Source organism: Paraglaciecola aquimarina, from assembly GCF_032464635.1.
Taxonomy (GTDB): Bacteria; Pseudomonadota; Gammaproteobacteria; order Enterobacterales; family Alteromonadaceae; genus Paraglaciecola; species Paraglaciecola aquimarina.
In genome coordinates this window covers 2634466-2654296 of sequence record NZ_JAWDIO010000002.1, presented here as the reverse complement: position 1 = coordinate 2654296, position 19831 = coordinate 2634466, and the positions used below count along the sequence as shown (strand labels likewise).

The following is a 19831-nucleotide window of genomic DNA, read 5'->3' as shown; positions in this document are numbered from 1 at the left end:
TTATTGTCACAGACCCATTTTATACAAACAGGTCTGTGCTCTGTCAGTTCTGGTGTTTTTTGATATGCAAAGGAATTTGAATGTTAAATGAGTGACGCACATTATTTTCGTCAATCACATCTGCGGCACATAATAAAGCCACTGGAATGCCATTTTCGATATACACTTGTGGACGTTCTAAGTGGTCGAATTGCTGCACTTCACCATCTTCCCACTCCACTATACGTTTAGATATTTCGAAATGTTTAGCTGGATGCCAGTCAAAACCATCCTCAGAATCATAATGAACTAATGAGAAAACTCGTTTACCTTCAATATGCTCTATTTTCTTAACGATAGCCCTATATTTGCCATCTTGATACCAGATGTAGGGATCTTCTGCCGGGAATCGCACGCCTTCTTCCAGAAATACTGGCTTTGGTAACTTAGTAAAAGGACCCGTTGGTGAATCACCATATGCCACGCCATGCACCACTGGACCACCTTGAGGCAACGCGAATTCTTTACCTACCGCCTTAAATACAGATAAATATCGACCATCATGCATTTTAGTAAATGAAGGATTAGAGGTCATCAACGAATCAATAGCCTTGGCATCATCGCTAACGTCAATTAAAGGTTTATCACTACGAGTCCAAGGCCCGTAAGGAGAGTCTGCCACGGCCACCCCAATTCGTTGATTATTTCTATGTTGCCAGTTAATTCTTTGTTTACCTTAAGCACACTGACAACCTTTTTATCCCCATAGTTACCCATGTAATATAAATAATACTTACCATCAAACTTATGGATGGTAGGATTATGAGTGGCACTACCATCCCAAAACGCTGCGCCACGCTCAGGTAGTGCTACATCACTGTGTTTGAATGGCCCAAAGGGCGACGCTGAAACAGCATGTGCTACCTCCGAGTAGTTCACCCACTCCCAGCCTAACTTCTTGGGCCAGCGAGAATAAAACATATGATAAAGTCCATCTTCACCTTTTACTAATGAACCTCCCCAAATACTAAACTCATCACTGACGAATTTAGACTCCTGAAACCTTGCCAAAAGAGATTTCAAAATCTGGCGCAACGCTTTCTACGTCGCTTTGCTTAACTTGCTTCGCACAAGACGTTAAACTTAATAGCGTTATAACACCCACGATTAACCGTTTCATATCTTTACCTATCACTCTGTTAACAATTGTACTTAATGTACAAAGTTTAAATATAAAATACCACAAATGAATCTATTATAGTTACAATTACACAAAATTTACAAACGACACGTTATCTATCAAAAGCATAGGCATGGTGAAACATACGCAGGATCTAACACAGGAATAAACACACGATAAACATATCGCGTTAACAAAAAACGAGGCAAAAAGTACACGCACAGTAGCGCAGGGAATTGAATCGAAAAATTAACGCCAAGCAACCCCAAAGTACCCAACCGTTAAAGGTTAAGTTGGTAGCGCAATAGATAAAAAAGATAGCGTTAAGATTATTCTACTAGGATAGTAAAAACGGAAAAATATGCAGATGACATGCCAAATATCGGCTTTTATTGTACCTAAGTAGTATGCTGACATTTATATGCTAACACCTACTAGGACAAAATGGTTGCGGGAGCAGGATTTGAACCTACGACCTTCGGGTTATGAGCCCGACGAGCTACCAGACTGCTCCATCCCGCGCCTGAAATGCCTTTGAAAAACCTTTGAAAATTCAAGTGGTTGCGGGAGCAGGATTTGAACCTACGACCTTCGGGTTATGAGCCCGACGAGCTACCAGACTGCTCCATCCCGCGCCTGAATTTTCTTTTAAGCTAGAGCCTTATTTGGCCCCTGTCTCAAAGGAGGGCGTATTATACATAGCCATTACTGTGACGCAAGATTAAGTTGCAAATATTTAGCTAAATATTAGGAAAAAACCCTTTATGTTCATTTAACACCCAATAATTGTATTTTAAACAAACAAATACCATTGTGCCGCCAGTGAATTACGCCAACTTTTGCATTTTTTGAGCGAGGTCAAAATCTAAATGGGTGATCCCTTTCTCTTGATGCGTCATCAACTTTACCTCAACTTTATTATAGATATTCAACCACTCTGGATGATGGTCAAACTTTTCTATATAAATGGCCACATCATTCATCCAACTTAACGCTTCATCAAAAGTGGCAAAGTGAAAGGTTTTAATCAATTGCCCTTGTAAAAACTGCCAAGGATTGTTTCCCACACTTAGTTGGTTAAGCAATACTAGTTTCTGTTCAATTTGCTCTGTAGTTAATAACAACGTCAGTCTCCTGTCATTTTTAATTCGGTTGCGCCGGGTAATTACCCTATATTAATTGACCTCGTTAGCGCCAGACATTCCAGTACTATTCTTTAGAAAAATCATGTTTTAAAAGTATGGTCTCACATACCTAAGTATCGCAGTGTAGATTTTTTAATCAGAAAAATAGGTGTTTAATACATCCATCGAAACACGAAAACCGCAACAGATTCGCGTTTCACTTAACTAACACTAATTTACTGAGGGTTTAACCATGTTGAAAATTGTTAAAACATCTATCGCTATCGCTACTACTTCTTTAATCTTTGCTGGCAACGCACAAGCCGATGTAGGCGAAGCACTACAAAATATCTGCACTATTGTGAAAGCTGACGATAAAGGCGAACTACGTAAAAAAATGAAACGTGTTCAAACTGATTTCAGCTTACGAATTAAAGATTATTACTCAGGTGTGTCATGTGGCGGCAACAGCTTAATTCGTACAGCTATGCTAAACAACGCCATTGAGACAGGTACATTAATGGTTAAGAAAATGCCTAAAAGTGACCTAAGCGCACCAGAGAAAGACGGTAAGACTGTACAGGCATGGGCTGCTGAAAACGGTTTAGCTGACTCGCCAATCGTTGCTGTTTTAAAAGACCGCATCTAATTCACCCTAGTCATTATCAAGAATAACTGGCCTAGCGGTAATGCTTATTGGCAACATGCCGATACTACAAACATCCGCTAGGTTTCAAAATGTTCAACATGGTAGGTTGGTAACGTGCAAATTTTGTATTGCATCGACCTTAAATTACGGCCTCAGGAGAGGCCGTTTTTTTTACCGCTCACTTTAAGATTAATCCCATTCCCCTTACTAAATTTACCATTTAATTTAACAATTAATTAAAGCCTTTACTTTATTTAGTAATCCTGATGACGGCCAAAACCTCCTTGCTATACTCAATCAAAATATAAACAAGGGTATAATAAATCATGCAACACACAACTAAACAAAACCTCAAGAAACGGCTATTCAGCGTATCGTTAATAGCGCTAGTAGTATCGGCTTGTCAATCTGACATGAAATCAATAGAGCCCGAAATAGGATTAAAAGACGCCTATGCCGATAAATTTCTAGTGGGAGCAACGATGAACGACCATATGGTCGCAGATCATTCATTAGCCAATACCCAGATAGTTAAAAAACACTTTTCTTCTGCCACTATGGACAACTCATTCAAATGGGGTCCATTTAACCCAGAGCCAAATATATATAACTTAACGGGACCAAATAATTTTGCCGACTTTACTCATGACAATGGTATTACGCCTGTTGGTCATGTTTTATATTGGCATAGCCAAACTCCAGACTGGGTGTTTAAAGATGGTGAAGGTAACTTACTAACGCGAGACGCTTTGTTACAAAGAATGCGTGAACGCGCTAAGTTTATGGCCAAACACTTTGGTGACAAAATAAAAGTATGGGATGTAGTAAACGAAGCAATCGAAGATGATGGCAGTTTACGTCGATCCCTTTATAACAAAATTATTGGCGACGACTTTATTGAACAAGCATTCATCATCGCCAATGAAGAATTACCAGCTGACGCAGTAAAACTTTATAATGATTACGGCATGACGCGAAAAGGACGCGTAAGTACCGTTATTAAAATGGTCAACGACTTTAAAGCGAGAAATATCCCTATTGACGCAATTGGCATTCAAGGCCATTGGTCAATGAAAGACCCAAGTGTTGAAGAAATTGATGCCAATTTAACAGCATTAGCTGCTACAGGGTTGAAACTACATATTACTGAACTAGATGTTGACTATTTAGGTCGTGAAAATTTATGGGGCGCCAATGTAGATTTAGATAAAATAGTTGCCAATGCAGAAAACAACCCCTATCCGGACGGAAACTTTCCAGCCAGCGCAGATAAAGCTCTTGGTGACAGATATGCAGAAATATTTACCGTCTTCCTTAAACATCATGAAAATATCGACAGAGTAACATTCTGGGGAGTGACAGATGCTGATTCATGGTTAAACAGTTGGCCTGTAGCTGGACGTACTAATTATCCATTATTGTTCAATCGCGATGCGAGTCCTAAGAACGCATTAGAACAAGTCATTAGTGTTGGCTTACATTATAAGTAACACAATTAATACCTTCTTTTGGATAAAAAAATACCGGATTTAATCCGGCATTTTTTTATCTTTTAATCAAGTTACTTTTTCATTCCTTTACCAGTAGCCGCCCAATATATGCCACCAAAAATATGTTCTTGAAAAGCTTTGTTGCTATACGTAGCCGGCATATGACCTAATGCAGTATAAAAAGAACGCCCACCCTCAATATTTTGGTACCAAGCAACAGGATGAAAGTCTCCTAACCCCTTACCGATTTTATCACCCCACTGTACGTTGGGATCATAAGTAGACTCATCTACAGATAGGATATATTGTAAGTTGGGGCTAAGCTCTTCGCCAAACTCATACCACTCTTCGGTCCATAAAACAGATTCAGGAAAATACTCTAAGCCTGCAAATTTATTATCGATTACCGACATACGCGCGGTTTGAATAGTTGGATGAATATGAAACCTTCTTCCGACTAACTTACCAAACCAAGGCCAGCCGTATTCTGTATCACTGGCACTATGGATCCCCACAAACCCGTTACCAGCTTGAATGTACTGCTTTAATGCTTGTTGTTGTTTGTCATTAAGAATGTCGCCAGTAGTTTGTAGAAACACTACCGCTTGGTATTGCTTTAAATTTTCCGCGTTAAACTGATTTGCATCTTCATGCCAAACCACCTCAAAATGATGATTTTCAGCAATCAACTTAATGGCATCCACTCCTTCGTTTACCGATTTGTGATGCCATGCGGCAGATTTAGTAAACAATAGAACTTTAAACTGTTCCGCATAACTGTGCGCACTAAATAAACAAACTAGTAAAGTAAAACACTGAATATTACGCATTATTTTCGACATAAAAACTCCATTAAAAAAGGGTTAACATATTGTTAACCCTTATACTTTACAAGTTAAATTGTTTTCTTAAAGCTTGTTTTAAGCTTACTTTTTAAGTATCTAGCCATTGCCTAGTATAAAAATACATGCCTTGCAACGGGTCATGCTTTACTTAGAGAATGCCGCGTAAATTGCCACTACAGCAATCACCAAAATAATGCTCGCCACTTTGGTGCCTTTCCAAGGTGTCATATCAATCGGCGTATTGGTGGTAATTTCCCAAGGATTTTCTCGTGGTGCGACTTTGGCTCCAATAAACATAATTAGCATTAAAGAGCCAAACACTATGCCCATGGTGTGGAAGTTACTTATCCCCGTTAACTCAGTCGTATTGGCACCTCCGTTTAGAGCAGGGTACGCAATCAATAACCCAATCATCACAACTAAGCCTATAACCATAGAATAAAAAGCCGCCGCTGACGGTACTCGTTTATTCAGCATGCCCATCACCACAACCGCAAAAATAGGGATTGCATAAATTCCATTCATTGTTTGTAAGTAACTAAAAATACTTGAGGTTTTAGACAACAACGGCGCGCCAAACATAGCGGCAATAGCAATAACGGTGACAAATAACTTGGCGGTTTTAACGGTCTTTTCGTCGCTCGCTGCTGGATTGATTACGTGTTTGTACAGCCCTAAAGAGAATAACGCTGAGGTGGAATTAAGCGCCGCATTAAATGAACTTAAAATAGCGCCCACCATCACCGCTGCAAAAAAACCGGTTAACTGAGCCGGCAGTACATCTGCCACTAACTTGCCGTAAGCGTCATCGTTACTTACCCCTTGTCCAAAGTACAAGTGATACGCCACCAAACCTTAGCAATACCAAATAAATTGGACCAAGCAGTTTTAAGGCACCAGTCAATAACACCCCTTTCTGGCCTTCGGCCAAACTACTGGCGCCCAATGTACGTTGGATGATTTGCTGGTTAGTACACCAGTAAAATAAGTTCAGTAACGCCACGCCGGTAAAGATGGTAGAAAACGGGACTTCTGAATCCAGCCCTTCTGCACCTGTTGAGTCCATACGCTCTGGGTGTACCGTGCTAAGCGTTTCCCAGCCTGCGAGAATACCGCCATCACCACCTAGGACGTACAGCGCAAACGCTGCAATCATGAAACCACCCACTAACAATCCAATACCATTAATGGTATCCAATACCGCTAGGGTTCTAAGCCCACCAAATCGAGAATACATCATCCCCGCTAAACCTATCCCGATGCAGGTAATAGTTAACAAGGTAAACTCACTTTCTATGCCCGTTAATTGATGCAAATCCATCATATTAATCAGACCTTTAGCGCCACTGTATAAAACAATCGGAATTAACAACAAAGCGTAAGCTGCCAAAAAGATTGAATTAGCTAAGGTTTGTGTACGTCGGTCAAAGCGTTGCTCAAGAAACTGCGGGACAGTGGTGATACCTGAACGTAAAAACTTAGGTAAAAAGTAAGCCGCCATCAACACCAAGGCCAACACCGCTATGACTTCCCAAGCCATCACCGCTAAACCATTTTTATAAGCTGAACCATTTAACCCAACCATTTGCTCAGTGGATAAGTTGGTCAGCAACAAAGAGCCGGCAATAATTGGAAAGGTTAAACTTCTGCCCCCCAAAAAGAAGCCGTCGCTACTTTTGTTTTCGTAATTTCGCGTTAAATACCACGTCAGCCCAGCGGCAAACAGTGTAAAAAATAAAAAGGATAGGATTGTCATAATTTATGCACTATTAGGTTGTTAAAATCTACGTTAATAGATTGAAAGGATTGTGTAAAGATTAGTATTCCCCATAGTAAATAAATCAAATATGAATAACAACTAATCATTAGTAAATTTTCAAATTAATCTATCGCTTTATAGGCAACACAGAAATTGGTAAATGATTATTTTAGAGGTTTCCTTATGCCATATTTCATCACATGAATATTGGAAATATTGATAGATAACTGCTTCCGCTTTACTTTTATTTAGACCTCCTAAACTTAGCAGCAAAAAAATTAGTCCAATCTAATTCTTCTGTCACCTTACAACAGTAAGCATCATACACACTTTGCTCTCATATTCATTCACAACTTGTTATCACTTTGCACGCAAAGCACAATATTTCACCCGACTTTAGAGGCACTGAAAAATCTTAAATGCAAATAAATAAGTTCATATACTAAAAAATATTTCTAAACAACTATCGTACAATAGCGACGGATTTAATCATGGCCCATACATTTATACCAACAACTAGTCCAAGATCAGCAACAGACTTCTGCGTTAATCTAGCGAGCAATTGGCTACCGCCACAGGTGAGAGTTAATAAGGCCATTGCAGGATGTTCATCAAGGTCAATCTGTTTAATTTCGACCTCTAATTGATTCAAAATACTATTGTCCACGGGTGGCTGTAAACAAATACTAATATCACTTGCTAAAATCCGTACTCTACATTTTGCTCCTTGACTATTTTCATGGGCGGGTATCCACAACTGTCCACCAACAAAGTTAACTTTCATCAGTGACCAAGCATTGTCAATTGCCACCACCTGACATTCTAACACCGCCCCCAACTCTGTTTCTGGCACCACTTGTAAATGACAATCATTAAATAACTCAGGCACTTTGCCCTGGGCTATTATTCTGCCTTCTTTCATAACCAAACCATAATCGGCTAAGCGCATAACTTCATCCATGGCGTGTGTCACATAAAGAATAGGCAATTCAAACATCCCAGCTAACCGCTCTAAATACGGCAATACTTCTTGTTTTCTAGCGCTATCTAATGAGGCAAGAGGTTCATCCATTAATAAGATATTGGGTTGCGCCAGAATAGCCCTAGCAATTGCCACACGCTGGCGCTCACCTCCCGATAATTGAGCCGGATATTTGCCCAATACAAGTTGCAAGCCTAGAACATCAATAACTTTATTGAGCTGTCCTTGGTCACACTTATTTGTCGAGCGTTTGATGGCATACAACAGGTTATTTTTTGCAGTTAAATGTGCAAATAGACTGGCTTCTTGAAACACATAGCCCAGTTTTCGTTTATGGGTCTTAACAAAATATTGTTTATCTTGCCAAATCCTACCATTTACCCAGCAGCGTCCATGAGGGGCTTTCTCCAAGCCGGCAATACAACGTAATAAAGACGTTTTACCGGAGCCTGATTCGCCCAATATTGCAGTAACCCCTTTACTTGGCATGTCGGTATGTACATCTAAATAAGGCTGTTTCCCCCCTAGGGTAAATGAAATTGAAATGTTAGTTTTTTCCATACAAACAGCCTTTTATTTTTGACGATTAAACTGGGTCAATACGTTGCTGTTTTTTCTAAAAGCGTAAAGCATCAATAAAATTAGAAATGAGAAAATAAGCATAACCGCTGATAAAACATGTGCTTGCGCGTAATCTAACGCTTCTACGTGATCATATATTTGCACCGAAACGACTTTGGTTTCCCCTGTTATATTGCCGCCAATCATCAGTACTATGCCAAATTCTCCTACCGTATGAGCAAAGCCCAATACAGCCGCCGTAAAAAAGCCTGATTTTGCCAGTGGTAAAACCACAGTGAAAAAACGGTCGATAGGGCCAGCCCCTAAGGTCGCCGCCACTTCTAAAGGTCGCTCACCTATGGCTTCAATTGAATTTTGAATGGGCTGCACCACAAAAGGTAAAGAATAAAGCATAGACGCCAATACCAACCCCCAAAATGTAAAAGGTAATGTCCCTATACCTAATGATTGTGTGAACTGACCAATCACCCCATTTGGCCCCATACTCACTAATAAATAGAAACCTAGCACCGTTGGCGGTAACACTAATGGTAAGGCGACAATGGCCCCAATAGGGCCAGTTAACCACGAGCGACTTTTGGCTAGCCACCATGCGATCGGAGTGCCTACTAGCAATAACAAAGCAGTTACGGTACTGGCCAACTTAAGTGTCAGCCAGATAGTTTCGAGATCTTCAGCAGATAACATTAAAACACACCGCCTTTACTGATATTTTCTGGCAGTTTGTATCCACCAGCTTGAATAATATGTTGTGCTTTAGTTTGCCGCATGAAGTCTAAAAACTCTCTAGCCGCGACATTGGCTTGGGCCCTTTTTAACCACACTAGATCTTGTTGAATATTGGCGTATAAATGGTCCGGTACTAACCAAAAATTTCGCTTTGACAAGCCATCCTGCTGATAAACCTGCGACAATGCAACAAAACCCAAGTCAGCATTTCCTGAATGAATAAATTGATAGGTTTGCATAATGTTCTCGCCCTGCACCCATTTAGGCTGAGTATCTGCAGTTAAGCCTAGGTTTTCTATGGTTTGTTGTGCCGCCAATCCATAAGGAGCTAAATTAGGATTAGCCAGAGCAAGCTTTCGAAAATTACCATTTAGCAATCGTGTTTCCACATCGAGCAATTGTGTACCGTTATTCGCCCACAATACCAACTGACCTAAAGCATAAGTATATCGGCTACCTTCAACAGTTAACCCTTCTGCCTCAAGCAATAAAGACTTTTGATTATCTGCAGAAAAAAACACGTCAAAAGGTGCGCCATGTTTTATTTGTGCATAAATTTTACCGGAAGAGGCAAAAGATAAACGTACAGAATGCGCCGACGTTTTCTCGAACGTCGCAACCAATGTTTTTATTGTTTGGCTGAAGTTAGATGCAACAGCAATATGCAAGACTTCAGCATGCAATTGAAACGTTCCTACGAAGAAACACATTAATGGCAGTATTTTGCGGATAAACATTTTAGAAATCAAAGACAAAGAAACAATCTGTTATAGAATAATTACAACTATATTGAAGTATACCGTGGCGTATCACAAGTTTTGATTTACGCCACCAGCCGCACCACAGTTGATTGACAAATTTACTATTCATTCTTTATCATACAGTGAAATACATTCAAAAATGTACATCCGTAAATAATGACTTCCAGTCTTCATTGTTACTTATCCCTTTCTATGTTGTTGCTTAGTGGTGTGATGTTCCGTCCCGCATATGCTAACGATAAGCAGATACAGGTGGTGACCGAATTATCTCCCCCTTACCAAACCCTAGTCAATAATGAGGTAGCGGGTTCCGCGACAGATATTGTCAGAGACATTTTATCGGCAGCCGATATCTCTGCTTCATATTCTATGTATCCTTGGGCCCGAACGTATCAAATGGCAATATCACATCCAAATACCTTGATATACTCGATCGCCATGACAGCCGAGCGCAGGGATTTGTTTCATTGGTTAATCCCTGTGGCACACTACAATTTTGGGTTGGTTGCCCTAACCGAGCGACATGATCTACAGATAACTTCTTTAGAAAAGATAGCTGATTATGCACTTGCCGTGCAGCGTGGTGATGTTTCTCATCAATGGGCAATAACACAGGGCTTAAAAGAGGGTGAGCATTTAATTGTATGTCCTGATATTCACTGCTCTTGGCAACTATTAATAAACAAAAAAGTAGACTTTATTATTGAATCTCCGGTATTAATTGAAGAAATGCTTGAACGTCTAAAACAGCCGCTAGGAATTGCCAAACATATCATTGCGATTCCAGATTTATCTATGGCGGGTTATCTGGCGGCAAACAAGGCTATCGATAAAACTATTTTAGATAAAATTAAATTGGCGATTAAAAACACTGCACATCAATAACTCTATTTATACACTATTAAACGACAATTAAATTAACCATAGGCAGGTCTTCGTGAGTGGAATCAACCATAATTGCTTGAGTGAGCCAACCGTGGTTTGTCACGAATGCAACTATATGGTGAAGTTGCCAACTCTCAGTCATAAACAGGCTGCGCTATGCCCCAGATGCAAATGTAGTCTTACCACCTATCACCACAACGCGATACAAAAAATTACCGCGCTTGCGATTTGTGCGTTAGTTTTTTTGGCATCCTCTTTATATTTTGAATTTTTATCCTTTAGCAGCCAAGGTCAGTCTCAGACCATTCGCTTGGTCACAAGCTTTTATGTGTTAACCGAACAAAACTTTGCCCTCCTCGCCTTGGTACAAGCGTTTTGTATGCTGATATTCCCTGGCCTTATTTTGCTTGCCTTAGTCTATTTATTGCTCCCTCTACATTTTAATTATGTCCCTCCTAAAGCTGGTCTTGTGATAAATATGATATTTATACTGCTGCCATGGGCAATGGCGGAAGTGTTTTTGATAGGGGTGTTAATCAGTTTAGTTAAAATTTGGTCCATGGCAGACATCCATATCGGTCTATCTTTGTACGCCTATGTACTTTTCATTATCTGTATGACGACTTGTCTACTGTACGTTGATAAATATCAACTACAACAAACGTTGCAATGCAGTATCCAGCGCAGCCCTAAACTAATCGTTCGCTCCCATAGTATCCAGACAACTTGGGCATTACTAGCTACCGCCTTTATATTGTATATTCCCGCCAATTTTCTACCCATAATGAATACCCAGTCGTTAGGTAATATTGAAGCGAGCACCATCCTAGGAGGTGTAATCGTTTTATGGCAAATGGGCTCCTATCCCATTGCCATAATTATATTTGTAGCAAGTGTGATGGTGCCTATCAGTAAATTAATCATCATGTGTTGGTTAAATTATTCAGTACAAACACGGCGGCAAGGTAAATGTAAAGAACGAATATTTTGGTATCGCCTCACCGAGTTTATTGGCCGATGGTCGATGATAGATGTGTTTGTGGTAGCAATTCTAGTAAGCTTAATTCAATTGGGGAAAGTGATGAGTATTGTGCTTAGGTTATGCTGCACTGGCCTTTTGTGGTGTGGTGATAACCACTATGTTGTCGGCCATGACTTTCGACTCAAGGCTAATTTGGCAAGCTAAAGAGAAGCCTCTTCCTCAAAAAAGCCCCACAAAATAAGGGAATGGAATAAATGACGGATACACACCCACCTCACGAAGTAGCCATTGTAAAACCCGTGAGGAACGTCTCAAAAATTTGGCTATTACCCGCTGCAGCATTGTTAGTAGGCCTATGGATGGTCTACTACCAATGGGCCAATCAAGGGCCGCTTATCCTGATTGAATTTAACACTGCAACCGGTTTAGAAGCAGGTAAAACAAAGATTAAAACCCGGGATGTTGATATAGGCGTAGTCAAAAAGATAGAACTATCTAGCGAAGTAGAAGGAGTGCTAGTGACTGCGCGTTTAAACAGCAATATTGAGCCGCTTTTACGGGCAGACAATCAATTTTGGATAGTATCGCCCAGAGTATCTTTGAGTGGTGTGTCGGGATTAGGCACCATTTTATCGGGGCCGTATATCAATATGGAGCCTGGCACGGATGACGAGTCAAGCTTTGAATTCGTGGCTTTGGCGGTCCCACCCGTCACCAAAACAGGGACACTCATGGTCTGCATGTTACCCTTAACAGCAATAGTGAATTTGCCTATAAAAAAGGTGATCCCGTCGTGTATAAAGGCATTCAGGTGGGTGAATTTGAAGATATCCATTTTAATTTCGAAGATCGAAGCGTTTACTACAACGCCTTTATCAAAGCCCCTTACCATGAACTCATCACGACCAATACTAAGTTTTGGGATATTAGTGGTATTCAAATGGATCTCAATGCCAACGGCGTCAAAGTCAGTACCGGCAGTTTAGAAACATTTTTAACCAACGGTGTCACCTTTGGTATACCAGAAGACATGCCTACCGGCGACATTATCACGGAACGCTCTTATTTTGACATTCACCCCTCATACGAACTTGCGTCAGAAGAGCGGTACCTGCAAAACGCGGCATATTTGCTGTTGGTCGAAGATACTGTCAGAGGACTAAAAGTCGGCGCTCCAGTTGAATACAGGGGGTTAGTGATAGGTAAAGTGCTAGCGATTAATATTGAGTTATCAAGTCATAAAGGGCTACTAGAAAATAGTTATGACATTCCTATCCTTATCGGCATTCAACCGGGCAGAGTGGGAAGAACAGACGATGAAGAGGGCCTCAATTTTGTATACCAGCAAATTGATCAATGGGTCGAGCAAGGGCTCATGGTGACGTTAAAAATCGGCAATATACTAACTGGCTCTTTATTTGTCGATCTGCAGCATTATGACAATGAACCTGTCGCTAAAAATTTGCAAATAGATAATTTAAAAGTCATTCCTTTTAGAGCTGGGGAATTTTCACAAATCACCGACAAGGTGTCCTCAATACTCGATACCCTCAACGACTTAAAGTTACAAACTTTGTCGAATAACGCCAATGACATGTTACTGCAAGTATCTGAATCAGCGACCTCATTGCAATCGGCTAGCGAGAATGTTGATAAACTCTTAAACAGCGTAGAACAACAAAAAATGACCCAAAACATCAATAACACATTAAAAAATTTAGATTTGTTGCTACAAACCTACTCAAAAGATTCACGTACCAATCAAGAAATAAATCGCACAATGAAAGATCTGCAGCGCACAATGAAGGACTTGCAGCCTTTGTTGTTACAGCTCAACAACACCCCAAATAGCCTAATTTTCACCGGCAGCCGCCCTTCAGATGTAATACCAAGAGCTAAGCAATCTACTAGTAAAGGAACAAACTAATATGAAAACCTTACTCACCCTACTCTGTGCGTGCCTGTTGTGCGCTTGTTCATCTGCGCCTTTGCATGTGCATTATTACCACTTAGATATGGCACAAAAGCCAAATAATGCGCTTGAACAATCGGCATCAGAAACGGTTTTAGTATTACCAATTGAGCTGGCTGAATATTTGCAATCATCAAGTCTAGTCATGCAAATCGAGCAACACCAGTTGTACTATTCTTCAAACCACATGTGGGCTGAACAGCTATCAACAGGGATTTACAAATCACTACTAGCTGATTTAAACAGTCGCGGTATCGCTTATTTTATCTCTAACAAAACACCTCAACATAAGCTTGCCAATACGCATCTTAAACTCATCATTAACCATTTCCACAGCACCGACACGTCGAAAGTTCTAGCCGCAGGCAGGTATTCACTCTTTAAAAAGAATCATAAACAGGGCATGATAACAAAACCGTTTTACTTTGAATTAGAATTACATAAAGATGGGTATGCACACTCAGTGCAACAATTAAGGAATTTAATCACCTTAATTGCCGAGCAAATTAAAGCAGAATCCGGCGCTTTATTAAAATAAGAATTAGCATGAATTATAAAGGTATACTATTCAGTTTTTTTAAATCAGGCATTAAGGATAATAGTGATCCTGAGTCTAATCAAAAAATTGTAGTCGCCAATATATTTAGTTCAGTGGGTTGTGCAATCACTTTTGCATTAGGGGTAACAGCCTGCTTATCAACTAACCTTCGATTAGGCATCATCTTACTTTTAATAAGCGGTATATTTTTGTATGTAAACCTAATTCTTCGCTACAACTGGTTTTCAGTTCCTTATCGAACCTCTGCCAACCTACTAACTATTTCATTGATGGCACTGATGCTGTATCTAATTTATACAGGCGGGGTGGCAGGAACAGGCCCCTTATGGATATATGTTGTCCCGCCAGTGGTATTATTTTTTGGCGGTTTGAGAAAAGGTATTCGAAATCTGATACTTTTCATATTGGCTATTAGTATCCAGTTATTCCTGCAAGACCCTCTACTGGTAGCGATTCACTATGACTATGAGTTTAAGTCACGGCTTCTTTACTCATTCATTACGGTTAGCTTTTTATTTGCGGTGTATGAAGCCGCCAGACAAAATTCCTATGCCACGTTAATAGAAATAAGCAAACAATTCGAAGAGCAAGCCATGCACGACTCTTTATCAGGTTTGCATAACAGGCGAGGCATGATGGCCAACATCGAAAAAGAATACGCTAGATGTAAACGGCAACAATTGAGTATGTCCGTTATTATGTGTGATATTGACTATTTCAAAAAGGTCAATGACCAGTATGGTCACGATAAAGGCGATGAAGTTATCAAAACAGTCGGTGAGATATTCCGTGCAGAGCTAAGACAACAAGATTCATTAGCCAGATGGGGGGCGAAGAATATTTGTTTTTGCTGCCCCATACCACGAGTAAACAGGCGCTAGTGTTAGCAGAAAAACTCCGAGCAAAAATTGCAGCCACAAACTTTAAGTCAATGAAAGGCGAGTTTAGCGTTACCGTCAGTATGGGTATTCATCAATTTGCGCCTACAGACAGTATTGACCATGCTATTATCGTGGCTGATTCTTGTTTGTATCAAGCGAAAAAGCAAGGCAGAAATCGCTGTATTAGTTAATATGGGCCTAGTATATCAGCTACCCGTGCTCGGTAATTGCTCCCTTACCAATCAACCTCCACTTTAACAGAAACCACACTTAACATGCGCCCAAGTCATTATAATCAAGATGTAGATACACCAATAAACTGGCGAATATTCTCCCAGTTATGGCCATTTTTAACAGAGTTTAAATATAGAGTGGGCTTAGCAATGCTATTTCTCATTGCCGCTAAAGTTGCCAGTATATATTTGCCTTTTGTACTTAAACACACAGTTGATACGCTTAACGCGCCCCAATCAGACAATGGACTTATCCTCGTACCCTTTGGTTTAGTAGCAGCATACGGCCTATTGCGCTTAGCAAATGTTTTGTTTGGTGAAATCAGAGACACGCTATTTGGTCGAGTAACAGAGCGTGCCATGCGACGAATTGGTCTAAAAGTATTTAAACACTTACACAGCTTAGATCTCGATTTTCATTTAAATCGCCAAACCGGAGGTCTATCGCGAGATATCGAGCGTGGCACCAGTGGTATTAGCTTTTTAATGCGTTTTTTAGTGTTTAACATTGGCCCTACTCTATTTGAAATCGTTGCTGTTGTCGCCGTGCTATTTTTTAACTACGGCATCAGCTTTGCGTTGATTATCTTACTGTCTGTAGTGAGTTATGTGGGTTTTTCGGTCAAGGCAACAAATTGGCGTACCCAGTTCGTCAGGCAAGTCAACCTCGCCGACTCAAGTAGTAGCTCGCGAGCCATTGACAGCTTGCTAAATTACGAAACGGTTAAATATTTCAACAACGAAAAATACGAAGCGGATAGATATGACAGCGACCTAGCCGGATGGGAAAACGCTAGACGTAAAAACCGCCTATCGTTGTTTGCGTTGAATGGTGGTCAAGCATCTATTATCGCCATGTCGATGACCAGCATGATGGCTTTGGCTGCTTATCAAGTGGCCAACGGGGAAATGACACTAGGGGATTTTGTATTGATTAACGCCTTTACTATGCAAATCTTTATGCCCCTTAACTTCTTAGGCTTTGTCTATCGGGAAATTCGAGGTTCATTAGCCAATATTGAAAATCTCTTCTCCCTACTAAACCGCAAGAATACCGTTTCCAGCGACCTGGCGCGCCAGACTTAAAAGTACAACAAGGACGCGTCACTTTCGAAAATGTGCAATTTGCTTATCAACCCGAGCGACCAATATTACAAGACATTAATTTTCAGATCCTGCCTAGACAAAAAGTCGCCGTGGTTGGCGAAAGTGGCTCAGGAAAATCCACTTTAGTGAAACTCTTATTTAGATTTTACGACGTCAATCAAGGAAAAGTCAGCATAGATGGCCAAGATATCAAATCGGTAAACCAAGATTCGTTGCGAGCGACTATTGGTATCGTCCCCCAAGACACAGTGCTATTCAACGATAGCATACTAGAAAATATCCGTTACGGAAGACCCAATGCTTCAGACCAAGAAGTACAACAAGCCATTGACATGGCGCATTTAAGGCACTTCGTAGATGCCTTACCAAATGGCACTCACACCAAAGTAGGTGAGCGAGGGCTTAAATTGTCAGGGGGCGAAAAACAACGTGTGGCCATCGCCCGCACCATTTTAAAACGCCCGCAAATATTAGTATTTGACGAAGCGACCTCTTCGTTAGACAGTCAGTCTGAGCAAGCTATTTTAAAGGCCATTAAAGATGTCTCTCAGGGCCATTCCAGTTTGGTTATTGCCCACCGTTTATCGACCATAATCGACGCAGACAATATTATCGTCTTAAGCAAAGGTAAAATTGTCGAACAAGGTAGTCATAATACTTTATTGAGCCAAAGTGGCGCCTACAAAAAGCTCTGGGACACCCAGCAAAACAATCACGCACAGGAGGCATAGATGGATAAGCAAGCGTTACTCGAAGCCATCAATCAGACCATGCCATTCGGTAAATATGCTGGTAGAAAGTTACTCCATTTACCCGAACCATACTTGGTCTGGTTCAACAATAAAGGCTTTCCAGAAGGCAAGCTTGGACAACAATTGGCCCTGATCCATGAAGTAAAAGTAAATGGTTTAGAATCTATGCTTGCGCCACTACTTCGTGACTAGTCAATATTTACTCACCATAAACTCAACATCAAGACCTAAAAATGCGTAAACAATCCGTAGTGATAGGTGATCTTTTAAGTACATTTGGTGCCTTTAAACAAGGCGATGGTGTGCAGGAATGGTTGCTCCCATTCAATTATCGTTAACCTAGCGCAAGAGGCACTGAAGCATGGCTGCCTGTCGAGTATTACACGCTAACTAACTGGCGACTTAACCTGAGATTGGAATTAGCCGAGCCTTTCGATAACGCTCTTATTGCGTCTAACTGCGTTGGATTTTCTAGTCATAGTCCGCTGTTACGTAAGAAGAAACACCTTGCTATACTCGAAAATTTCGTTACCGAGTAACATTTAGCTGAGGTTATGTAGACAAAAATACATTAAACCATTGAATTATATTGATATTTATTAGCTTAAGCTAGTGTTTAGCTTAAACGATCCTTCTTAGCCAGAGCTCAGGTTAATATAGATTGGTATAACATATAGGCAATCACGCACATAACACAGCCAACTAAACAATCAATGATGCGCTGCACCTTTGATCGATTTAGCCAAGGTGATAACGTGGCAGCCGCTGTCGCTAAGCAATAAAACCAAATAATCGAAGCCAGCATAGTTCCCACAGCAAACGCCACTTTGTCATAGCCATTAAATTGTCCGCCTACACTGCCTAAAATCACCACAGTGTCTAGGTATACATGAGGGTTCAACAAAGTAATCGCAAGGGTTGTAGTCAATACCGCGACTCTTGTGGTGGCATCTTGGTTATACCTAGTTGCTTGATAATTATTCTGCCATGCACTTCGAAAAGACATACCGGCATAGCCAACTAGAAACGCCATTCCCGCCCAAGAAATAATTGAGATTAACAAAGGTGAACGACTGAGTAACTTGGCCCCGCCAAAAATACCTATGTTTATCAAAATCACATCACACAAAATACATACTGTGGCAGTCAACAAATGAAAATGACGCTTAATCCCTTGACTCAATACGTGAGAATTTTGAGCACCAATCGGCACAATCATGCTTAAGCCTAACACCACCCCTTGAAAACCAGCATATAACATTGAAACCTCCTTAATACATTGCTGGCGATTATACTTCCACCCTAATTTAAGTATAATTAATATTATTAATTAAAGATAAGATTTACTAATAATGATGGATTACAAGTTGCTCCACGCGCTCAGCGTACTGATAAACCAACAGAGTTTTGAAAAAGCTGCCAACAAACTCTGTATTACTCAATCCGCTATATCTCAACGCATTAAGCTGTTAGAACAAACCATTGGCCAGCCAGTGGTGATACGCAAACAGCCCATCACTGCCACCCGTATAGGTAAAAAACTGTTAGCTCACTATCAGCAAGTCTGTTTACTCGAGCAAGATGTCCTACCGGAAATCAACGCCCAGCATATATCTGAAAAAGTGGCGATTAACCTAGCGACTAATGCTGACAGTTTGGCCACCTGGTTAGTCGACGCTATTTCTGATGTGACCCATCTGCATAAAATTGCACTAAATTTACACATTGCCGATGAAAACCAAACTATAAACTATTTAAAAAATGGTGAAGTGTTTGGTGCAATCAGTTGCCAAGACAAGGCGTTACCGGGCTGCACCTTAGATAAGTTAGGTGACATGCACTATTCGTTAGTCGCCTCGCCAGAGTTTAAACAACGCTATTTCGATACAGGCATAACAGTTAAGCAGTTAAAACAAGCGCCCGCTGCCGCGTATGATCAACATGATGATATGCACATAGAATTTATTGCTTCAACGTTTGGCCTGCCCGGCGGCTCATTCCCTTGTCACACAGTAAGGTCGTCAGAAGCATTTGTAAACTTTGCAAAAAAAGGATTAGCTTATTGCCTAATACCTAAACTGCAAATACAACAAGAGCTTTCATCTGGACAACTCATAGACCTAATGCCCAATCAGTCGGTAACTCGTACTTTGTATTGGCATCGCTGGGTATTATTAAAAGGCGCATTTAAATATTTATCCGATGCGATTATTGACCGAGCGCAGATTGCTATAAAAAGCCAGTAGGCAGCTAAAATAAATACCGCTCCGCCTCTTGTACATATTTTGTAACTTTATTTAGCACCATTCGTGTACAAAGTTTAAGCTATTAATTTGAGCTATTTTTTTCACTGCGTTACAGTCATCCCGTTATCATTTTT

The 19831-nt window shown here is 40.5% G+C and carries 19 protein-coding genes, 2 tRNA genes and 5 pseudogenes; 13 read left to right on the top strand and 13 right to left on the bottom strand.

The window, feature by feature from the left end:
* Window positions 1–43: 43 nt before the first annotated feature.
* The 6 genes from RS130_RS13210 to RS130_RS13185 all read right to left on the bottom strand — a co-directional run bounded on the left by RS130_RS13210 (window position 44) and on the right by RS130_RS13185 (window position 2283).
* Complete coding sequence (locus tag RS130_RS13210; protein WP_316026325.1) at window positions 44–661, bottom strand: glycoside hydrolase family protein; 618 nt, start codon at window positions 659–661, stop codon at window positions 44–46.
* Window positions 613–1050 carry a glycoside hydrolase family protein gene (locus RS130_RS13205; protein ID WP_316026324.1) on the bottom strand — a complete coding sequence of 146 codons (438 nt, stop codon included), beginning with the start codon at window positions 1048–1050 and terminating at the stop codon, window positions 613–615. Before RS130_RS13205 ends, RS130_RS13210 begins: the two co-directional genes overlap by 49 nt.
* Window positions 1028–1159 carry a hypothetical protein gene (locus RS130_RS13200; protein ID WP_316026323.1) on the bottom strand — a complete coding sequence of 44 codons (132 nt, stop codon included), beginning with the start codon at window positions 1157–1159 and terminating at the stop codon, window positions 1028–1030. The genes RS130_RS13205 and RS130_RS13200 overlap by 23 nt, the downstream gene beginning before the upstream one ends.
* 445 nt (window positions 1160–1604) lie before the next feature.
* Window positions 1605–1681 (bottom strand) — tRNA-Met (locus RS130_RS13195).
* Between the two features lie 36 nt (window positions 1682–1717).
* Window positions 1718–1794 (bottom strand) — tRNA-Met (locus RS130_RS13190).
* A 192-nt stretch (window positions 1795–1986) separates the two neighbouring features.
* The gene (locus RS130_RS13185) at window positions 1987–2283 is read right to left on the bottom strand and encodes a 4a-hydroxytetrahydrobiopterin dehydratase (RefSeq protein WP_316026322.1); all 297 of its coding nucleotides are present in this window, start codon (window positions 2281–2283) and stop codon (window positions 1987–1989) included.
* 253 nt (window positions 2284–2536) lie between these two features.
* Here RS130_RS13185 and RS130_RS13180 point away from each other — a divergent pair, with 253 nt between their 5' ends.
* Window positions 2537–2932, top strand: a complete 396-nt coding sequence (locus RS130_RS13180; RefSeq protein ID WP_316026062.1) for a DUF3718 domain-containing protein — start codon at window positions 2537–2539, stop codon at window positions 2930–2932.
* 326 nt (window positions 2933–3258) lie between these two features.
* Window positions 3259–4422: an endo-1,4-beta-xylanase gene (locus tag RS130_RS13175; RefSeq protein WP_316026321.1), complete on the top strand. Its 1164-nt coding sequence runs from the start codon at window positions 3259–3261 to the stop codon at window positions 4420–4422.
* A 71-nt stretch (window positions 4423–4493) separates the two neighbouring features.
* On the opposite strand, the gene RS130_RS13170 is transcribed toward RS130_RS13175, so the two are convergent.
* From RS130_RS13170 to modA, 6 genes are all read right to left on the bottom strand, one after another.
* Window positions 4494–5264, bottom strand: a complete 771-nt coding sequence (locus tag RS130_RS13170) for a ThuA domain-containing protein (protein WP_316026320.1) — start codon at window positions 5262–5264, stop codon at window positions 4494–4496.
* Window positions 5265–5411: 147 nt separating this feature from the next.
* Window positions 5412–6104: a sodium:solute symporter family transporter gene (locus RS130_RS13165; RefSeq protein WP_316026319.1), complete on the bottom strand. Its 693-nt coding sequence runs from the start codon at window positions 6102–6104 to the stop codon at window positions 5412–5414.
* On the bottom strand, window positions 6079–7023 hold the full coding sequence (locus RS130_RS13160; RefSeq protein ID WP_316026318.1) for a solute:sodium symporter family transporter: 945 nt from the start codon (window positions 7021–7023) through the stop codon (window positions 6079–6081). Before RS130_RS13160 ends, RS130_RS13165 begins: the two co-directional genes overlap by 26 nt.
* 466 nt (window positions 7024–7489) lie before the next feature.
* Complete coding sequence (gene modC / locus RS130_RS13155; protein WP_316026317.1) at window positions 7490–8569, bottom strand: molybdenum ABC transporter ATP-binding protein; 1080 nt, start codon at window positions 8567–8569, stop codon at window positions 7490–7492.
* Window positions 8570–8581: 12 nt separating this feature from the next.
* The gene (gene modB, locus RS130_RS13150) at window positions 8582–9277 is read right to left on the bottom strand and encodes a molybdate ABC transporter permease subunit (protein WP_316026316.1); all 696 of its coding nucleotides are present in this window, start codon (window positions 9275–9277) and stop codon (window positions 8582–8584) included.
* A complete protein-coding gene (gene modA, locus RS130_RS13145) occupies window positions 9277–10002 on the bottom strand; it encodes a molybdate ABC transporter substrate-binding protein (protein WP_316026315.1) in 726 nt (241 codons plus the stop codon). Before modA ends, modB begins: the two co-directional genes overlap by 1 nt.
* A gap of 234 nt (window positions 10003–10236) precedes the next feature.
* On the opposite strand from modA, the gene RS130_RS13140 reads away from it, so the two are divergent.
* From RS130_RS13140 to RS130_RS13095, 10 genes and pseudogenes are all read left to right on the top strand, one after another.
* A complete protein-coding gene (locus RS130_RS13140) occupies window positions 10237–10965 on the top strand; it encodes a substrate-binding periplasmic protein (protein WP_316026314.1) in 729 nt (242 codons plus the stop codon).
* Between the two features lie 115 nt (window positions 10966–11080).
* A pseudogene (locus RS130_RS13135) lies at window positions 11081–12004 on the top strand (paraquat-inducible protein A); the annotation flags it as partial.
* Window positions 12005–12104: 100 nt separating this feature from the next.
* A complete protein-coding gene (locus RS130_RS13130; RefSeq protein ID WP_428982859.1) occupies window positions 12105–12188 on the top strand; it encodes a hypothetical protein in 84 nt (27 codons plus the stop codon).
* Between the two features lie 13 nt (window positions 12189–12201).
* Window positions 12202–12549: pseudogene (locus RS130_RS23560) on the top strand (MlaD family protein); the annotation flags it as partial.
* 191 nt (window positions 12550–12740) lie between these two features.
* A pseudogene (locus RS130_RS23555) lies at window positions 12741–12803 on the top strand (hypothetical protein); the annotation flags it as partial.
* A gap of 84 nt (window positions 12804–12887) precedes the next feature.
* Window positions 12888–13874 (top strand): MlaD family protein, encoded by a 987-nt coding sequence (locus tag RS130_RS13120; protein WP_316026311.1) that lies wholly within the window; start codon window positions 12888–12890, stop codon window positions 13872–13874.
* A gap of 1 nt (window position 13875) precedes the next feature.
* Window positions 13876–14457: a PqiC family protein gene (locus RS130_RS13115; RefSeq protein ID WP_316026310.1), complete on the top strand. Its 582-nt coding sequence runs from the start codon at window positions 13876–13878 to the stop codon at window positions 14455–14457.
* Between the two features lie 8 nt (window positions 14458–14465).
* A pseudogene (locus RS130_RS13110) lies at window positions 14466–15550 on the top strand (GGDEF domain-containing protein).
* A gap of 84 nt (window positions 15551–15634) precedes the next feature.
* Window positions 15635–17430: pseudogene (locus tag RS130_RS13100) on the top strand (ABCB family ABC transporter ATP-binding protein/permease).
* Window positions 17431–17643: a DUF3820 family protein gene (locus RS130_RS13095; protein ID WP_316026307.1), complete on the top strand. Its 213-nt coding sequence runs from the start codon at window positions 17431–17433 to the stop codon at window positions 17641–17643.
* A gap of 454 nt (window positions 17644–18097) precedes the next feature.
* On the opposite strand, the gene RS130_RS13090 is transcribed toward RS130_RS13095, so the two are convergent.
* The gene (locus tag RS130_RS13090; protein ID WP_316026306.1) at window positions 18098–18712 is read right to left on the bottom strand and encodes a LysE/ArgO family amino acid transporter; all 615 of its coding nucleotides are present in this window, start codon (window positions 18710–18712) and stop codon (window positions 18098–18100) included.
* Between the two features lie 91 nt (window positions 18713–18803).
* Here RS130_RS13090 and RS130_RS13085 point away from each other — a divergent pair, with 91 nt between their 5' ends.
* Window positions 18804–19697, top strand: coding sequence for a LysR family transcriptional regulator ArgP (locus RS130_RS13085; RefSeq protein WP_316026305.1), 894 nt, complete (start codon window positions 18804–18806; stop codon window positions 19695–19697).
* Window positions 19698–19831: the final 134 nt, after the last annotated feature.

What these genes read in the sequence shown, in the direction of transcription:
- RS130_RS13200 (WP_316026323.1), bottom strand. Translation starts at nt 1,159, where the DNA reads ATGAAACGGTTAATCGTGGGTGTTATAACGCTATTAAGTTTAACGTCT.
- RS130_RS13180 (WP_316026062.1), top strand. Translation starts at nt 2,537, where the DNA reads ATGTTGAAAATTGTTAAAACATCTATCGCTATCGCTACTACTTCTTTA.
- RS130_RS13175 (WP_316026321.1), top strand. Translation starts at nt 3,259, where the DNA reads ATGCAACACACAACTAAACAAAACCTCAAGAAACGGCTATTCAGCGTA.
- RS130_RS13170 (WP_316026320.1), bottom strand. Translation starts at nt 5,264, where the DNA reads ATGTCGAAAATAATGCGTAATATTCAGTGTTTTACTTTACTAGTTTGT.
- RS130_RS13160 (WP_316026318.1), bottom strand. Translation starts at nt 7,023, where the DNA reads ATGACAATCCTATCCTTTTTATTTTTTACACTGTTTGCCGCTGGGCTG.
- modC (WP_316026317.1), bottom strand. Translation starts at nt 8,569, where the DNA reads ATGGAAAAAACTAACATTTCAATTTCATTTACCCTAGGGGGGAAACAG.
- modB (WP_316026316.1), bottom strand. Translation starts at nt 9,277, where the DNA reads ATGTTATCTGCTGAAGATCTCGAAACTATCTGGCTGACACTTAAGTTG.
- RS130_RS13140 (WP_316026314.1), top strand. Translation starts at nt 10,237, where the DNA reads ATGACTTCCAGTCTTCATTGTTACTTATCCCTTTCTATGTTGTTGCTT.
- RS130_RS13130 (WP_428982859.1), top strand. Translation starts at nt 12,105, where the DNA reads ATGTTGTCGGCCATGACTTTCGACTCAAGGCTAATTTGGCAAGCTAAA.
- RS130_RS13120 (WP_316026311.1), top strand. Translation starts at nt 12,888, where the DNA reads ATGGATCTCAATGCCAACGGCGTCAAAGTCAGTACCGGCAGTTTAGAA.
- RS130_RS13115 (WP_316026310.1), top strand. Translation starts at nt 13,876, where the DNA reads ATGAAAACCTTACTCACCCTACTCTGTGCGTGCCTGTTGTGCGCTTGT.
- RS130_RS13095 (WP_316026307.1), top strand. Translation starts at nt 17,431, where the DNA reads ATGGATAAGCAAGCGTTACTCGAAGCCATCAATCAGACCATGCCATTC.
- RS130_RS13090 (WP_316026306.1), bottom strand. Translation starts at nt 18,712, where the DNA reads ATGTTATATGCTGGTTTTCAAGGGGTGGTGTTAGGCTTAAGCATGATT.
- RS130_RS13085 (WP_316026305.1), top strand. Translation starts at nt 18,804, where the DNA reads ATGATGGATTACAAGTTGCTCCACGCGCTCAGCGTACTGATAAACCAA.